This is a genomic window from Adlercreutzia aquisgranensis (genome assembly GCF_943193145.1).
GTDB classification, from domain to species: domain Bacteria; phylum Actinomycetota; class Coriobacteriia; order Coriobacteriales; family Eggerthellaceae; genus Xiamenia; species Xiamenia aquisgranensis.
In genome coordinates this window covers 210,277-224,751 of the sequence record NZ_CALPDA010000001.1, presented here as the reverse complement: position 1 = coordinate 224,751, position 14,475 = coordinate 210,277, and the positions used below count along the sequence as shown (strand labels likewise).

Here is a 14,475-nt window from a genome sequence, read left to right as displayed (position 1 = left end):
ACTCATCGCCTTGAAACAGATGCACTCGCTTGGGAAGCGCCCGAAGCCCACCTCGCGACGACCTCAAGCGCCCCTCGAAAGGAGCTCCGCCATGAGCGCTGTACGCAGCTCGAACGAAGAAAGTACGCCTGATCAGCGTATATCCCTGAACCGGCAGCTGGCCCAGATGCTCAAGGGCGGCGTCATCATGGACGTCACTACGCCCGAGCAGGCCCACATCGCCGAGGAAGCGGGAGCCTGCGCCGTCATGGCCCTAGAGCGCATCCCCGCCGACATCCGCGCGGCCGGCGGCGTGTCCCGCATGAGCGACCCGGCCATGATCCGCGGCATCCAGGCGGCGGTGTCCATCCCGGTCATGGCCAAATGCCGCATCGGGCACTTCGCCGAGGCACAGATCCTGCAGGCCATCGAAATCGACTACATCGACGAGTCCGAGGTGCTCAGCCCCGCTGACGACGTGTACCACATCGACAAGACCCGCTTCGCAGTCCCCTTCGTCTGCGGGGCGCGCAACCTGGGCGAGGCGCTGCGCCGCGTTGCCGAAGGCGCCACCATGATCCGCACCAAGGGCGAACCGGGCACCGGCGACGTGGTGCAGGCCGTGCGGCATATGCGCCAGATGAACTCCCAGATCGCCCGTGTGCGCGGCCTGCGCGACGACGAGCTGTTCGAGGTGGCGAAAGAGCTGCAGGTGCCCTACGAGCTGCTGCGCCAGGTGCACGAAACCGGCAAGCTTCCCGTGGTGAACTTCGCCGCCGGCGGCATCGCCACACCGGCCGATGCGGCGCTCATGATGCAGCTAGGTGCCGAGGGCGTGTTCGTGGGCAGCGGCATCTTCAAGTCGGGCGACCCGGCCAAGCGAGCTGCGGCTATCGTGAAGGCCGTGGCCAACTACCAGGACGCCGAACTGCTGGCCAGCCTTTCTGAAAACCTGGGCGAGGCCATGGTAGGCATCAACCCCTCCGAAATTGCCGTCATCATGGAAGAACGCGGAATCTAGCATGGTCTCCACCGTGACCAAAGCCGCAACTGCAATCACGGCAGAAACCGTCCCGTCGACCGCTGGTTCAGGCCGGCGCCCCGTCATCGCCGTGTTGGCGGTGCAAGGGGCATTCATCGAGCACGAGAGGCGTCTGCGCGAACTCGGCTGCGACGTGGTGGAACTGCGCCAGCTCCGCGACCTGGACCAGCCCTTCGACGGCCTGGTGCTGCCTGGCGGCGAGAGCACGGCCCAGGGAAAGCTGCTTACCGACCTGGGGATGCTCGAACCGCTGCGGCAGCGAATCTTGGACGGACTGCCCGTGCTCGGCACCTGCGCCGGCATGGTGCTGCTGGCCCAGGCCGCGGAAGGCGCCGGAGATGCCGAGGGCCTGGACCCGTCGCTTGTGGCCGGGCGCACTACGGTGCAGCGGCTCGCAACGCTTCCCTGCACCGTAGTGCGCAACGGCTACGGCCGCCAACTGGGCAGCTTTGTCGCCCGCGCCCCCTTCGGCGCCGAAGAGCCAGCCGCGGTGGCTTCCGGCCCCGAAGCGACGCCTAGCACCCGTCCTGCCATACCTCTAGTGTTCATCCGCGCGCCCTACATCTCCCAAACAGGAGAGGGCTGCCGAGTACTCGCCCGTGTCGACGGCCGCATAGTGGCCGTTCGCTACAAAAACCAGCTAGCCTGCGCCTTCCATCCCGAGCTGACGCAAGACGACACCGTCTACCAGGAGTTTCTGTCGTTGCTGTAGCGCAGGACGAAAAACTTGCGCCATCTTAACCCCTCGCGCTATAGTAGGCTCGCATCTTTTCTTTGTGCAGGATGCGGGCCTCATCTCGAGAAGGAGAAGCATGTCAATAATACCCCCCCCGCATAGACGTTAAGCCCAAACTATTCGCAATTATCATCAGCCTGCTTGCAGGCATAATTCTCGGGTGCTGCGCAACCCTCTTCCTGCAGACCTACAACCCCAAAGACGCCAACGACTCCCCCGGTCCGAGCATCGTCTTCAGCCGCATTCAATCCCAAAACGAGCTCGTCGCCGCCTCCCAAGACTACTGTATCGTCGACAAGGCCACCGATACGGCCCGTCTCTTCGACTTGTTCGACCTCCCTTGGACCGAGAACAGTTTCTGGTACCGCTACGAGGGGACCATCAAGGTGGGGGTCAATCTGGCGACGGCCGATTTCTCCGAAAGCAACGAGGTCATCACCGTTACGCTCGATCAGCCCTACATCATCTCCAACACCCCCAACATGGAAGCCTCCGGTGTCCTTGAGGAGAACAACAACCTGTTCAACGCCATAGACGTGAGCGACGTTGACCAGTTCCAGCGCCAGTGCATCGAAGCAAGCGAACAAGCGGCCTTCAACGACGACCTTCTGGAAACGGCCCGGAGCAATGCCGAAACGAATCTCGAAGGCATGTTCCGTTGTGCCCTAGGTGACGGATACACCGTCAATTTCTCCTGGCGATAAAACTGCGAGGCGCCGTCCGCAGCGACAAAATCCCGCACAATCGATACTTTGCTGCAAAAAAATGAGTAAAGGTAACGATTGTGCGGGATTGCGTTTTGCAAGAGGCAGTGCGATGAGGGGATGCAGAATCGCGGCGGACCGGCGGACCGGCAGCCTGGCGGGCGCAACGGGCTGACGACAGGGCGGCCTAGCGGGGCGCACTAGCGAGGCGGCGATGGGCGCCGAAAGGCGCAGCGAGCTGGCGGCCACGACAGGTAGGCGCGGCTACAGGCCTACGGTCATGTAGGTTAGGTAGAAGGGCACGCGCATGGCCACTACGGCTCCTGCGGCCAGCAGGACCGAAAGCGCTGCGCGGGGCACCGACGGGCAATCCGCGACCTGCGGCGGCGTGCAATCGTTGCCAGTCTCTCGACAGCCATCGGGTCCCTTATCGCCCACGCGGAACAGCCCGCGTGCTTCGCAAGCAACAGACACCGCCCCCATCAGCAAGAACGCCGCCACATACAGCCCGTAGCCCGGCACCAGCGTCATCGCGTCGCCCAACGCGCTCGAAACCCCTTCGAGTCCGCCGCGAAACAGAGCCATGGACGCAACGCCGCCCACGAGCGCCGCCGCCTGAACGCCCAAAAGCACCCGGCGACTCCATGCGGGCACCTCGACCCGCGCAATGCGCAGGGTACAGAACGCCACGGCGCACCCCAGCACCAGCGCGCCCATCCAGAACATCCACGGCGCCACCGGCAAGCTCCATGCGGGAATGGTCTCGATGGAGTAAGCCAACGCCGTCTCGCATACCATGGCCAGAGCCGCCACGCTAGCCGCCGCCACCCACGCCTTCGTCACCGGCACCGGCAGACGCCGCGTTGCCAGCATCAGCCAGAACAGCCACGACAGGGCCAGAAACGAGATGGTGGCCACCATCTCGTTGGAAAGCGGCGAGCGACCCGTGCCCAGCAGCACGTACAAGGCGTTGCGCGGCGTGCCCAAGTGCGTGGCGGCGATCACCAGCCCCAGCATGCACAGCGCGATGGGCAGCAGCAGGCATCGCTGCAGGCGGAACAGCCACGGCGCATCCTTCGGAGCGGTCACCACGAACGCCGATGCCGCGACGAACCCCAGCGCACCGCCCGGCCCCAGCACCGTGAACAGCAGCAACTGCAGATGGAAGGCGGAGGTCATTGCACCTCCTTGGGATTGGCCACGAACCCCTCCCGATCGTCCACGGGCCGCGCGCACAGCGGAGGGCGCACCACCAGGCACGGGTGCGTGTAATCAGGTTCGGGAAGCGGGGCTATGGCGTCCACTGCGCCGTCGCGGGCCCGAAGCTCGTCCATGGGCCCGAAATCCAGCGCATGCAGCGGGCAAGCCTCCACGCACAGGGGCTTTTCACCGCGGCCTACCCGGTCGAAGCAGCCGTCGCACTTCTGGCTCTGCAGCGTGTCGGCTCCCACATGAGGCGCCCGATAGGGGCAGGCCAGCTCGCAGTAGCCGCAGCCCACGCACACATGGCGGTCTACGCGCACAAGCCCGTTGGCCTCCTTGTGCATGGCGCCGGTGGGACACACCTGCACGCACACCGGTTCTTCGCAGTGGTTGCAGGCCAGAGACAGGCTGTAGCAGAACACGTGCTGGGTCCACGCCCCGGCTTCGTCCCGCTCCCAGGTACCCCCTTCGTAGTCCCAAACGCGGCGATAGGCGCAGCTCGCGTCCAGGTCGTTGTAATCCTTGCAGGCCATAACGCAGGTCTTGCACCCGGTGCACCGGGACGCGTCAACCAGAAAGCCGTATGTCGAAGCCATGGCACCCCCTCTTGCTGCGATCAGGCCATGATAGCGCCTCGCGCCGAAAACGGGCAGTGCCGGCCGCCCGAAAGCAGCCGGCACCCTCCTTTGCGCCTAGCGTCCGCCAAGCGCCGAATCACGCCAAAGCCTTACGCGATCTCCAGCGGGTTGGCGACAAACCCGCCCTTCGATCCGGCACCCTCGGCTGCCTTCGTCAGCTTCACCACCAGGTTCGGCCCGGTCAGCGACGAATCGGGCAGCGGATCGATGTCGGAGACGGAACCGTAGCGGCTGCGCAAATCCTCGATCTTGCCGAAATCAAGCGCATGCAGCGGGCAGGCGTCCACGCACATGGGCTTGCCGCCGGCCAGCACGCGGTCCTTGCAGCCGTCGCACTTCACGCACTGCGACTTCGCCGTGTCCAGCTTCGGCACCTCGTAGGGGCACGACTGCACGCAGGTACCGCAGCCGATGCACACCTCGGGGTTGCTGGACACCAGCCCGGTGTCGGCGTCCTTCACCATGGCGCCCGTGGGGCAGTTCATCGCGCAAGCCGGGTTGTCGCAGTGATTGCATCCGGCGGACACGGAGTAGCCGAAGGCCTCGGTGGTCCAGGTGCCGTCGGCGCCCTTGTTCCACGCGCCGCCTTCGAAGTCGATGATCTTGCGCATCAGGATATCGGCGCCAAGGTCGTTGTAGTCCTTGCAGGCCAGCTCGCAGGTCTTGCATCCGGTGCAGCGCGAGCTGTCGAAATAGAATCCGTACTGGGTCATGATCGTCTCTCCTTCCCGCGCTCTAGAGCTTCGTTACCTGGCAGATGCAGGAGTTGTTGCCGTTGTGCTTGGCCAAAGGCGACGGATGGCTGTTGCACAGCACATTGATGTTGCCGCCGCGGTCGATGCCGTCGCCGTCGAAGTCGATCTGCGCCCAAGCACCCTCGGGCATACCAACCTGACCAGGGATGATACGTGGCGTCACGCGAGCTTCCACATGCACTTCGCCGCGGGAGTTCTTCACCGACACCATGTCGCCGTTCTTGATGCCGCGCGAATCGGCATCCACGGGGTTGATGAACAGCTGCTGGCGCGTGGCCTGGCGCAGATTCTCCAGGTTGTCGAAGGTGGAGTGGAAGCGCCCGCGCGGATGCCAGCCGGACAGGTACAGCGGGTACTCGTCGGTCAGCTCCTCGTAGCTCTCCACGCCCGGGGTGTACACGGGGATGGGGCTGATGAAGTCGGCTTCGTTGTCGAACTCCCAGGTGTCGTTGAGCTCGGCCAAGCGCTCGCTGTACACCTCGATCTTGCCCGACGGCGTATCGAGCGGCGCGGCCTCCGGGTCGGCGAAGTAGTCGGTCATCTTGGCCACCAGCGGCACCTCGGCCTTCCACAGGTGATCCTTCTCGATCTGCTCCCAAGTGGGCATGTCCTTGATGTCGGGCAGGAAGTCCTTGTAGGGCAGGATGGACTCCCACTGGAACTGCTGCCATTCCTTCCAGGTACGGCCTTCGGTGTAGGCCTCCTTCACGCCCAGGATGTCGGCAATCTCGGTGCACCAATCGTAGTTGTTGCGGGCCTCGAAGGGCGGCTTCAGGAAGCCGTCGATGTAGAGCTGGCCGATGGACTCGCCGGACGTGGCAAGGGCGATGACCGAATCGCATTCGTTGCGGGTGATGCCCGGCAGCAGGATGTCGGCGTAGTTGGTGGTGAAGGTCATGAACATGTCCTGGGCCACGATGAACTCGCACTTCGACTCGTCCTTCAGAATCTCGTGGGTCCGGCGCAAATCACCGCGCTGGTTGGCCAGGTTCGTGCCGTCCAGGAACAGGAACTTGATGTCGGTGCCCAGCGCGTCGGCGCCCTCCACGCCATCGTGGGTGGCGGTGAAGTCGCGGCCGTGGTCGATGGCGTCCATGAGGCTGATGCAGGAGATGCCTATGCCGACGTTGTTCACGCCGCCGGGGATGGTGGTGAAGGGGTTGGCCATGCCCACGGTCACGCCGTCGCGCATGCCGGTGTTGGTGCCCAAACGACCGATGTTGCCGGTGATCAGCGGCAGCATGGCGATGGCGCGGCAGGTGGACTCGCCGTTGGTGTGGCGCTGCGGGCCCCAACCCTGGCTCACGAAGGCGCACTTGGCGTTGCCCAGCTTATGGGCCAGCTCAACGATGCGCTCGGCCGGGATGAGCGTGATCGGCGCGGCCCATTCGGGGGTCTTCGGCACCATGTCGTAGCCGGTGCCCAGGATGTAGTCCTTGTAGGACTTGTTCTGGCCTTGGGCCGATTCGGGCATGGTGGACTCGTCGTAGCCCACCACGTAGGTGTTCACCCACTCCTCGTCGACGAAGCCCTCGGTGATCAGCACGTAGGCCATGGCGGAGGCCAGGGCGGCGTCGGTGCCGGAGCGGATGGGCTGCCACTGCTCGGGATGGCCCACGCAGGAGTCGTTCATCCAGTAGTCCACGATAACGACCTCGGCACCGTGCTCGCGGGCCAGCGCCAAGTCGTGGTTGGCCGACGCGCCGCCCATGCGGGTGGTCTGCGGGTTGTTGCCGAACATCATCACCAGGTCGCAGTCGGTGCCCTTCCAGGTGTTGGTGAACGACGATCCGTTCGGGCCGGGGTTGCTGCCGTACATGTAGGGCATGACCCGGGCCATCTGGCCGTGGGAGTCGTCGCCGTAGCCGTAGGTGAAGCCGCCCAGGCAGTTCAGCAGTCGCTCGACGGCCTGGTCGTTGCGGATGGCGGTGACGCCGGAATGGATGGCGGCGTTGCCGTAGGTGTCGATGGTGTACTTCAGCTTCTCGGCGATGGTCTGCACCGCCTCTTCCCAGCTGATCTGCTCGAACTGGCCCGAACCGCGCGGCCCCACGCGCTTCATGGGGTACTTCAGGCGGTCGGGGTGGTTGTGCCACTGGCGCATGGAGCGCCCGCGCAAACAGCCGCGGGCCTGATAGCCCTCGAAGCTGTCGTCGCCGGTGTTGTCCGGCTCCACCAGCGTGATGGCGCCGTCCTTCACGTGGTAGCGCAGCGGGCAGATGGTCTGGCCGCAGCCGTCGGACTTGCAGGTTCCCCAATGCCACTCGTCCTGATCGGCCGAATGCGAGATGGCATAGGAATCCCCCAGCTCAAGCGCCCCGTCCGCCGGATCAGCCTGGGCCTCTACCGGCTCGGGAGCCTCGGGCGTGGGCGCGTCCTGCTTGGAGCAACCGTACAGGGCGCTCGTCCCCGCCGCCGCGGCAAGCGCCGCCAGCGACGACCCCTTCACGAACGCACGCCGGGTGAATCCCCTCTTCTCGTCGGTCATAGCTTCCCCCTTCTTCTGGAATCCGGAAAACCGATGGCCCCACTATGGCACGCGAAGCGGTTGCCCCCTTACCGCGAAACGGGTGAATTATGGCGAAAAGCGAGCACGAAGCCCACGGCCGCACGAACGGCACCCCCTCAATTCACGCTAATCGGGTGAACGGGCGCACAGGGGCTTTGCTATACTCGTCGGCGAATAACATCGCTGGCGGCACTGCTTGCCGCCAGCATCGGTCGCCGTGCGGCCGACGAGGACCGAGGAGGGAAGAGCTTGGGCCGGAAGGCGTTCATGCCAAGCGTCGCATCCTTGGGCTTCGGGCTGTTCTTCGCCACTTACGCCACGTCGGCCTGGGGCGGCGCCTTCCCCATGCTTCCCACCGACTTCCAAACCTACGACGTACTGACGGCCTACTTCCTCATGGAGTCCGTGGCCTTCTGCAGCATGTTCTTCCTGGGGATGCTGCTGTCGTTCACCAATCCGCTGCTGCTGCGGCACAGCTCGTCGGTGCTGGGCAGCCCGTTTATGGTCGCCGGGTCGCTGTGCCTGATTGCCCCGCTGTACTTCGCAGCCGCCACCATGGCCTTCGTCGTGGTGGGCGGGGCGCTGTTCGGGCTGGGGGCGGCACTGTTCTTCCTGTCATGGCAGCGGCTGTTCGCCTCGCGCAGCAACCACCAGGGCACCATCGACTTGGTGGTGGGCATGGGACTTTCGGCGCCCATCTATGCGCTCATGCACCTGATCCCCAGCGCGGTGGCGGCCTTTTCCATACCCCTTGTGTTCGTACCGCTGTCCGAGGTGTGCCTGATCGAATCGTCGCGCACCATGGACTTCGACCAGCCCATGTTCTCCGACGAACCGCGGCAGCACCGCCCCGTCTACCGCAACGTAATCGCCCACAGCGCGAAGAGCGCCCTGTGCGTGGGAGCGTTCGGCTTCGCCAGCGGCATCACCCGGGCCATCGCCTTGGAGGATCCGGCCATGGGATCGGTGGTGAACGCCTTCGCTATGGCGGGGCTGCTGCTAGCCGCTGTGCTGCTGCTGTGGCTGTGGCAGCGCCATTCGTTCTCCTTCGACACACGGCGGCTGTTCCGCATCGTGGCTCCGGTGGTGGCCACGGCGTTTCTGCTCATGCCCTACCTGAACCAAGCCTACCTCTACGCGTTCTCGGGCATCATGTACCTGATCTTCAGCTTCGCCATCATGGTAATGATGGTGCAGTGCATGCAGACCTCCCGCAACGACGGCATCAGCCCCACCTTCGTCTACGGGTTCTTCGGCGGCATCGTCTACGCGCTGCAAGCCTGCGGCTTTCTGTTCGGCTACTCCACCGAGGCTCTGGTGCTGCACGCATCGCCCCAGCTGGCCACCTTCGCGCTCATCTCCACGTGGCTGTTCCTGATGACCGCCCACGTGGCCACACGGCGGCTGGACGGCAGCCGCTCGGTGCCCGACATCGAGTTTCTAGCCCTGGCCACACCCGCTCCCGTCCTCGACGCACCCGGCGAAGCAGCTGCAACCAAGCCGGCCGCCAAGCGCATGGAAGCCGCCGCATCGAAGCGGGCCGCCGCGCTGCAGGCGCTGGGAGCCGCCAAGGCCGAGGGCGATTCCGACGATGCACAGGGGGGAATCCGCGACCGCGTGTCGAAGCAGTGCCGCGTGCTGACCAAGCGCTATCTGCTGACCACCCGCGAGGCCGAGGTGATGGAGCTGCTGGTGCGGGGCAACACCGCCGCCGACATCGCAAGCAAGCTCACCATTTCGGAGAACACGGCGAAAACCCATGTCAAGCGCCTGTATACGAAGCTCGACGTCCACAAGCGGCGCGAGCTTCTGCAGCTGTTCGAAGAGCTCGAGCAGCGCGAAGACCCAAGACCGGCCAGCCCGGCAGGAAGGAAGCCCCTATGACAAACATGGCCGATTCCGAAAACGCAGCGAAGGCGGTCACCTCCCAACCATGGGGAAAGGCCGCCTGCGAAAGCATCGCCTTCGTGGGTAACACGCTCTCGCCGTTGTTCCTGGAGGACCCGCTGCGGGGCAATGCCGGCCCCGTGCTCGCAGCGCTGCACGCCCTCGACGTGCCAGAGGCTGCTGCCAACTGGCCCTTCGTCGACGATACCGCCGCAGCCGCCGACGCACTTGCAGCCATGGCGGGAAGCTTCGACCCGGACGACGCCGCTTCCATGGAGCAGCTTGCCCGCGAGTACCGGCGCCTGTTCGTAGGGCCGGGAAAGCTGCCGGCGCCGCCCTGGGGGTCGGTCTACACCGACAAGGAAGGCGTCATCTTCGGCGAAGGGAACCTGCAGCTGCGGGCTTGGCTGCGCGCCCATGGCATCGAGCGCTCCACCGCCCAGAACGCCCCCGACGACCACATGGGCAACTTGCTGGCCCTGACGGCGACCGTAGCCGCCCAGCAGCCTGGCGCCCTGGACGAGCTCTTGGCGCTGCACCTGCTGCCCTGGTCGTCCCACTACTTGGAACAGCTGCGCGCCGCCGCCGAGCATCCCTTCTACCAGGGCTTGGCCGACCTTGCGCGGCTCACGCTAGAAGCCATGGGCGGCTGGCGGGGCCTTGAGGTGCAGCAGCCGGAGTTCTTCCGGTAGGGCTTAGGCCACTGCCGCCGCTTCCTCGAAGCCGGCGGCTTTCTGCGCTGCCGGTGCGTCGGCCTTCCCGGCGCCGAACTGGGAGGGGGTGGCCACGCAGGGGATGAACGTGGGCACGTTGTCGCCGTCGGCCAGGGCCGAGACGGCGGAGGAGACCATGCCTGCGGACAGGCCCATGTTCTCCAGATGCTTCGAAAGCTTCAGACAGTAGGCCTTGTCCGCTTCGTCCAGATTGCCCAGGCTCGACAGGGCCTTTTGGTTCAGAATGCTCATAATGGTCTCCTTCTCGGCTTCGCGCCCGTCTTGTGTGCGTGGTTCGAGTATAGAGACGCAGAATGTCGAGCAGATTGTTCGATTATACATATATACCTGCTGTATACTGGACAATAATCCAATCATATAGGAGCAAGTGCAACACCCCAGCCGTCGCCGAAGAGGAGTCGCCATGATCACCGTCCGCAACGTCCTAGAGCTGCCGGTCTTCGACAACGTGCGCCTAGCCGCCCCGTGCGAGCGCTACCTCGACCGCCCCGTCATCAACTGCGGTACCCTGGAAGGCGAGCCGTTCTTCCACGACTACGACATGTTCGTCCCCGGCGAGTTCATCTTCACCTCGCTTGGGTTCGCCCAAATCCATCCGGAGCTGGCCGAAGAGGCCATGCTGGCGCTCATCGAGCGGGATGTGGCGGCCCTTGCCATCAAGCCCTACGCCATCAAGGACCTGCCCGATACGGTGCGACAAGCCAGCACGCGGCGCGGCGTGCCTGTCTTCTTCTACGACGGACGCTACATGGAACGCATCCTGGCCTCGGCCATGGCGCTCATCGACTCGGACGCCGCCGATTCGGGCCGCAGCCAGCTCATCGACCAGCTGCTCGCCCCTTCCGACGAGCGCCAGGTGGGTTCGCTCATCTACCAGATCTCCGGTCTCAACGGCGCCACGCTGCAATGCCTTGCCATTCGTCCGCCTATGCGCGACCTGGCGCTGCTGCGGGCCCTCTGGGGCAGCGTCCGCCAAACCCTCGACGACTACGCAGCCCGCTTCGAAGAGGTGGGCGGTGCGTTCGTCTGCATCTACGACGATATGATCTTGGGGTTCGTCGCCTTCAAGCGCCCGCCGCAATCGGTCATCACCATCTCCGAAGCGAACTTGGCGAAGTACGTGGTGCAGGCCGGCCCCATGTGTTGTGGCCTATCCCAGGAGCTGCCTCTCGGCGAGGGCGACCTAGCCATCCGCCAGGCCCTTGCCGCGCTGCAAACCGCCTGTGCCCGTCAGGAATCTACGGTTCGCTTCACGTCGCTGCGTTATGACGCCTTCCGTGCCGCCGCCCGCACCGACCGCATGTTCTCGCGCACCGCGTCGCTGGTGGCCGCCCTGCTGCAGGAGTACGACGAGTCCCACAGCACGCTGCTGTTGCCCACCGCCAAGGCCTTCGCCCGCGCTCATGGCGACGTGCGCGCCACGGCCGAGGTGCTGTTCCAACACCCCAACACCGTGCGCTACCGACTGGGGCGGATCAAAGACGTGCTGGGGATGCCCGAGGCCACCGACCGGCAGGTGGCGGAACTGCTGTCTTTCATGGTGCTCGCACAGGACTGACGCGACGACCGCAGGCGCAGCGCCCGCTTGCCGCCAACATGCTCGCCGCCGCTGCTACGCCTGCGCAGGGCTGCAGTCCGCACGCCCTACGCCGCCAACGTATCGACGACGGAGTACAGCTGTGTGACCGGGCCGTACGTGTAGCCGGCTTCCACCTGCTCCGCCGTGCGCTTGGCAACCACCGGGTTGTCCGCCGCCGCCTCCAAAGGCTCGCCGGCAAGCGAGGTCAGGTTCACCGCGAAGGCGAACACCACCGCAGCCAGCACCACCATCATGATGCGCAGCGGCATAGGCATCGTGAACTCGCGGTCGGATTCGGAAAGATCCACCGGCGCCATCGACACGTAGCCGGGAACGCGCACCGGCACCAACCGATTGGGCGCAGACATTACGGGAAGCACCGGCGAAGGCTCCAGGCTCTCGGTGCGATATACATGGTAGGTTCGCTTGTGGGGCTGCCTCGACGGGTTCGTACGCTTCGTAACCATAGCCTGCCTCCATTCGCTCTATGCCGCTTCGCCCCTTGCTTGCACGGCTTTACCTCTCCTTTTTTCCACTGGTTCCCAGTGTAAGGCGCCAAGATTACGGGGTGCTAACCCGTACCTACCGATGCCGTAACCTTTACCTTTCGGCTTTGAAACCTTGCAAGGCGAAGCGGCGGCGACCCAACCGAACGGCTGCAGTTTGGCTGAAAGAACAGGGGCGATGCTTTGTTGCGCAAGCAGGCGAGCTACAATGCGGGCATGACGTTGCAGAAAGACAGATCGCAGAAGCCCACGCCAGGCCCCGCACCGGATGGAGCGCGCCGCACGAACCCGAAGCCCGAAGGGGCCAGCCGCTCGGGTTGGCGTGCGCTGCTCACCTGGCGCTGGCTTTTGCTGGGCTTTGCGGTGGCGGGATTCGCCCTGACGGAGTTCGCCCGGCACAACCCCGATTGGACCGAAACGGTGTTCAGCCGCGGCGTCTACCCGGCCCTCTCCAGCGCCGTGGCGTTCCTTCCCTCGCTGCTTCCCTTCTCCGTGGCCGAGTGGTTCGTGGTGGCAGTAATGCTGGGAGTAACGGTTTACCTGGCGCTTTCCGTCCGCTCGATTCTGCGCGCCCGCCCGAGGGCGAAAGGCCATGCCCTGGTGAAAGCGGTAGCCGGGCTGCTGGGCATCGCAAGCGTCCTGTACTTCGCCTTCGTGATGCTATGCGGCGCGAACTACTACCGCCACACCTTCGCCGAGCAGTCGGGCCTGGAAATCCGCGAGTCGTCCACCGAGGAGCTGACGCAGCTGTGCGAGGGCTTGGCCGCGGACATGACGCAGGCCCGATCCCAGCTGGAAGAAGCCATGGCCGCGGAAGGCGTTGCCACCTTGGACGAGTACGCGGCCGCCCACGGCGGGTTCGCGGCCTATGCCGATGGCGCGGTTGGGGCCGTAAGCGCCCTGGCCAGCCGCTACCCCGCCTTCGACCGCCCGCTCTTCTCGCCGCCGAAGCCCGTGCTTGCCAGCACCCTCATGAGCTACGCGGACATCGCCGGCATCTACTTCCCCTTCACCGTGGAATCCAACATCAACACCAGCGGCCCCTTCTTCCCGCTGCCGGCCACCATGGCCCACGAGCTGGCCCACCAGGCCGGTTTCATGCGCGAGGACGAGGCCAACTTCATCGCCTATCTGGCCTGCACAAACGCCGACGATGCCCTCATGCGCTACAGCGGCTACTCCCTGGCCTACGACTACGCCATAAGCGCCCTGCGCAAGGTCGATCCCGAGAAGGCCGCGGCCATCAGCGCCACCTTGAGCGACGCCGTGAAGGCCGACCGCCAGGAGAGATCGCGCTTCCTGGCCCAGTTCGAAGGCCCCGTGGCGCAGATGTCCAACGCCGCCAACAACGCCTACCTGCAAGCCAACAACCAAACCGACGGCACCCGCAGCTACGGCCGCATGGTCGACCTGCTGCTAGCCGAGGCGCGAGGCGAATCGCTTTCGGACGAGCTGCTTCAGGAATGATTGGGTAAAGCTACGCCGGTTGCCAAAGAACCGCTCTTGCGTCCCTGACTGACTGCCAGCATCGTACGCAATCGAAGCACGCTCGACCGTGCAGATGTAGTCCGCAACCTGCAAGAGCCTGCGCACATCGTGATCAGCAGTCCGATAGTCAGTAACGTTCCTGGCGAGCACGAAGTCAAGCGCTCCGCGCAAAGCGACGCTCACCGCCCCTTGCCCGTTGTCGTAATAAACGGAAATGATGTCATATCGCTGAAAGAAGGCTAGATGGTCGTACGCGAGAGATACCAGGTCACGCCTTATTCTCGCCTCGAGCTCTTCTCTGTTGTGAGTATCAGCAACACTATAGCGCAGCACGAAATACTCGACCGGCAAGGTGCGCACGAAACGAGAAAACTGGGCCAGCAGACGCTTCCTATCGCCAACTGACATGGCGCGATACCCCTCATTCCCGTGAAGAAGATCCTTCCCATGAAAGGGGACATCCTCTAGATTTGCGCTCGCCAGACGTCTCTCGTATTCCTTAATAGGAATGACAACATCATCAGCGTGGTCATGGAGCAGAACCGTAATCAGATACAGCCCTTCTGACAGATCCTGGCTCCCCGTCTCGTCAATATGGAGGTTCAAGCGTTTTGCCACGGCTACCTCCAGATAAAAGAAGTGGCGAGGTACGTACCTCGCCGTTCTGACACCTACAAGGCTACACCGCCTCTTCGGTACATAAGATTATTGCATA

Annotated in this window: 14 protein-coding genes; 7 read left to right on the top strand and 7 right to left on the bottom strand. The window is 64.4% G+C overall.

Features of this window, described 5'->3' with window-relative positions; translation table 11 throughout:
• Positions 1-91: 91 nt before the first annotated feature.
• From pdxS to NFR41_RS00830, 3 genes are all read left to right on the top strand, one after another.
• On the top strand, positions 92-1,000 hold the full coding sequence (pdxS, locus tag NFR41_RS00840) for a pyridoxal 5'-phosphate synthase lyase subunit PdxS (protein ID WP_251230305.1): 909 nt from the start codon (positions 92-94) through the stop codon (positions 998-1,000).
• Position 1,001: 1 nt separating this feature from the next.
• Complete coding sequence (pdxT, locus tag NFR41_RS00835; protein WP_251230304.1) at positions 1,002-1,733, top strand: pyridoxal 5'-phosphate synthase glutaminase subunit PdxT; 732 nt, start codon at positions 1,002-1,004, stop codon at positions 1,731-1,733.
• Positions 1,734-1,855: 122 nt separating this feature from the next.
• The gene (locus NFR41_RS00830) at positions 1,856-2,461 is read left to right on the top strand and encodes a DUF4230 domain-containing protein (RefSeq protein WP_349665461.1); all 606 of its coding nucleotides are present in this window, start codon (positions 1,856-1,858) and stop codon (positions 2,459-2,461) included.
• A gap of 264 nt (positions 2,462-2,725) precedes the next feature.
• Here NFR41_RS00830 and NFR41_RS00825 read toward each other — a convergent pair whose 3' ends face one another.
• The 4 genes from NFR41_RS00825 to NFR41_RS00810 form a co-directional block, all read right to left on the bottom strand.
• Positions 2,726-3,640 (bottom strand): dimethyl sulfoxide reductase anchor subunit family protein, encoded by a 915-nt coding sequence (locus NFR41_RS00825; RefSeq protein ID WP_251230303.1) that lies wholly within the window; start codon positions 3,638-3,640, stop codon positions 2,726-2,728.
• Entirely contained in the window at positions 3,637-4,260 is a 624-nt protein-coding gene (locus tag NFR41_RS00820) for a DMSO/selenate family reductase complex B subunit (protein WP_251230302.1), read from the bottom strand. The genes NFR41_RS00825 and NFR41_RS00820 overlap by 4 nt, the downstream gene beginning before the upstream one ends.
• A gap of 131 nt (positions 4,261-4,391) precedes the next feature.
• Positions 4,392-5,015 carry a 4Fe-4S dicluster domain-containing protein gene (locus NFR41_RS00815; protein ID WP_160213324.1) on the bottom strand — a complete coding sequence of 208 codons (624 nt, stop codon included), beginning with the start codon at positions 5,013-5,015 and terminating at the stop codon, positions 4,392-4,394.
• 22 nt (positions 5,016-5,037) lie between these two features.
• Positions 5,038-7,545 carry a DMSO/selenate family reductase complex A subunit gene (locus NFR41_RS00810; RefSeq protein WP_251230301.1) on the bottom strand — a complete coding sequence of 836 codons (2,508 nt, stop codon included), beginning with the start codon at positions 7,543-7,545 and terminating at the stop codon, positions 5,038-5,040.
• Positions 7,546-7,833: 288 nt separating this feature from the next.
• Between NFR41_RS00810 and NFR41_RS00805 the strand changes: the two genes are divergently transcribed.
• Together NFR41_RS00805 and dmsD are read left to right on the top strand one after the other, a co-directional pair.
• On the top strand, positions 7,834-9,450 hold the full coding sequence (locus NFR41_RS00805; protein WP_160213322.1) for a response regulator transcription factor: 1,617 nt from the start codon (positions 7,834-7,836) through the stop codon (positions 9,448-9,450).
• Entirely contained in the window at positions 9,447-10,145 is a 699-nt protein-coding gene (gene dmsD / locus NFR41_RS00800; RefSeq protein ID WP_251230300.1) for a Tat proofreading chaperone DmsD, read from the top strand. The genes NFR41_RS00805 and dmsD overlap by 4 nt, the downstream gene beginning before the upstream one ends.
• A 3-nt stretch (positions 10,146-10,148) precedes the next feature.
• Here dmsD and NFR41_RS00795 read toward each other — a convergent pair whose 3' ends face one another.
• Positions 10,149-10,418 carry a hypothetical protein gene (locus tag NFR41_RS00795; RefSeq protein WP_251230299.1) on the bottom strand — a complete coding sequence of 90 codons (270 nt, stop codon included), beginning with the start codon at positions 10,416-10,418 and terminating at the stop codon, positions 10,149-10,151.
• Between the two features lie 172 nt (positions 10,419-10,590).
• Between NFR41_RS00795 and NFR41_RS00790 the strand changes: the two genes are divergently transcribed.
• Positions 10,591-11,745, top strand: a complete 1,155-nt coding sequence (locus NFR41_RS00790; RefSeq protein WP_251230298.1) for a PucR family transcriptional regulator — start codon at positions 10,591-10,593, stop codon at positions 11,743-11,745.
• Between the two features lie 86 nt (positions 11,746-11,831).
• Here the strand turns inward: NFR41_RS00790 and NFR41_RS00785 are convergent, their stop codons facing one another.
• Positions 11,832-12,233: a hypothetical protein gene (locus NFR41_RS00785; RefSeq protein WP_160213319.1), complete on the bottom strand. Its 402-nt coding sequence runs from the start codon at positions 12,231-12,233 to the stop codon at positions 11,832-11,834.
• Positions 12,234-12,488: 255 nt separating this feature from the next.
• Between NFR41_RS00785 and NFR41_RS00780 the strand changes: the two genes are divergently transcribed.
• The gene (locus NFR41_RS00780; RefSeq protein WP_160213318.1) at positions 12,489-13,739 is read left to right on the top strand and encodes a DUF3810 domain-containing protein; all 1,251 of its coding nucleotides are present in this window, start codon (positions 12,489-12,491) and stop codon (positions 13,737-13,739) included.
• Here NFR41_RS00780 and NFR41_RS00775 read toward each other — a convergent pair.
• Complete coding sequence (locus tag NFR41_RS00775; protein ID WP_160213317.1) at positions 13,689-14,378, bottom strand: hypothetical protein; 690 nt, start codon at positions 14,376-14,378, stop codon at positions 13,689-13,691. The two genes, NFR41_RS00780 and NFR41_RS00775, sit on opposite strands and share 51 nt — an antisense overlap.
• Positions 14,379-14,475: the final 97 nt, after the last annotated feature.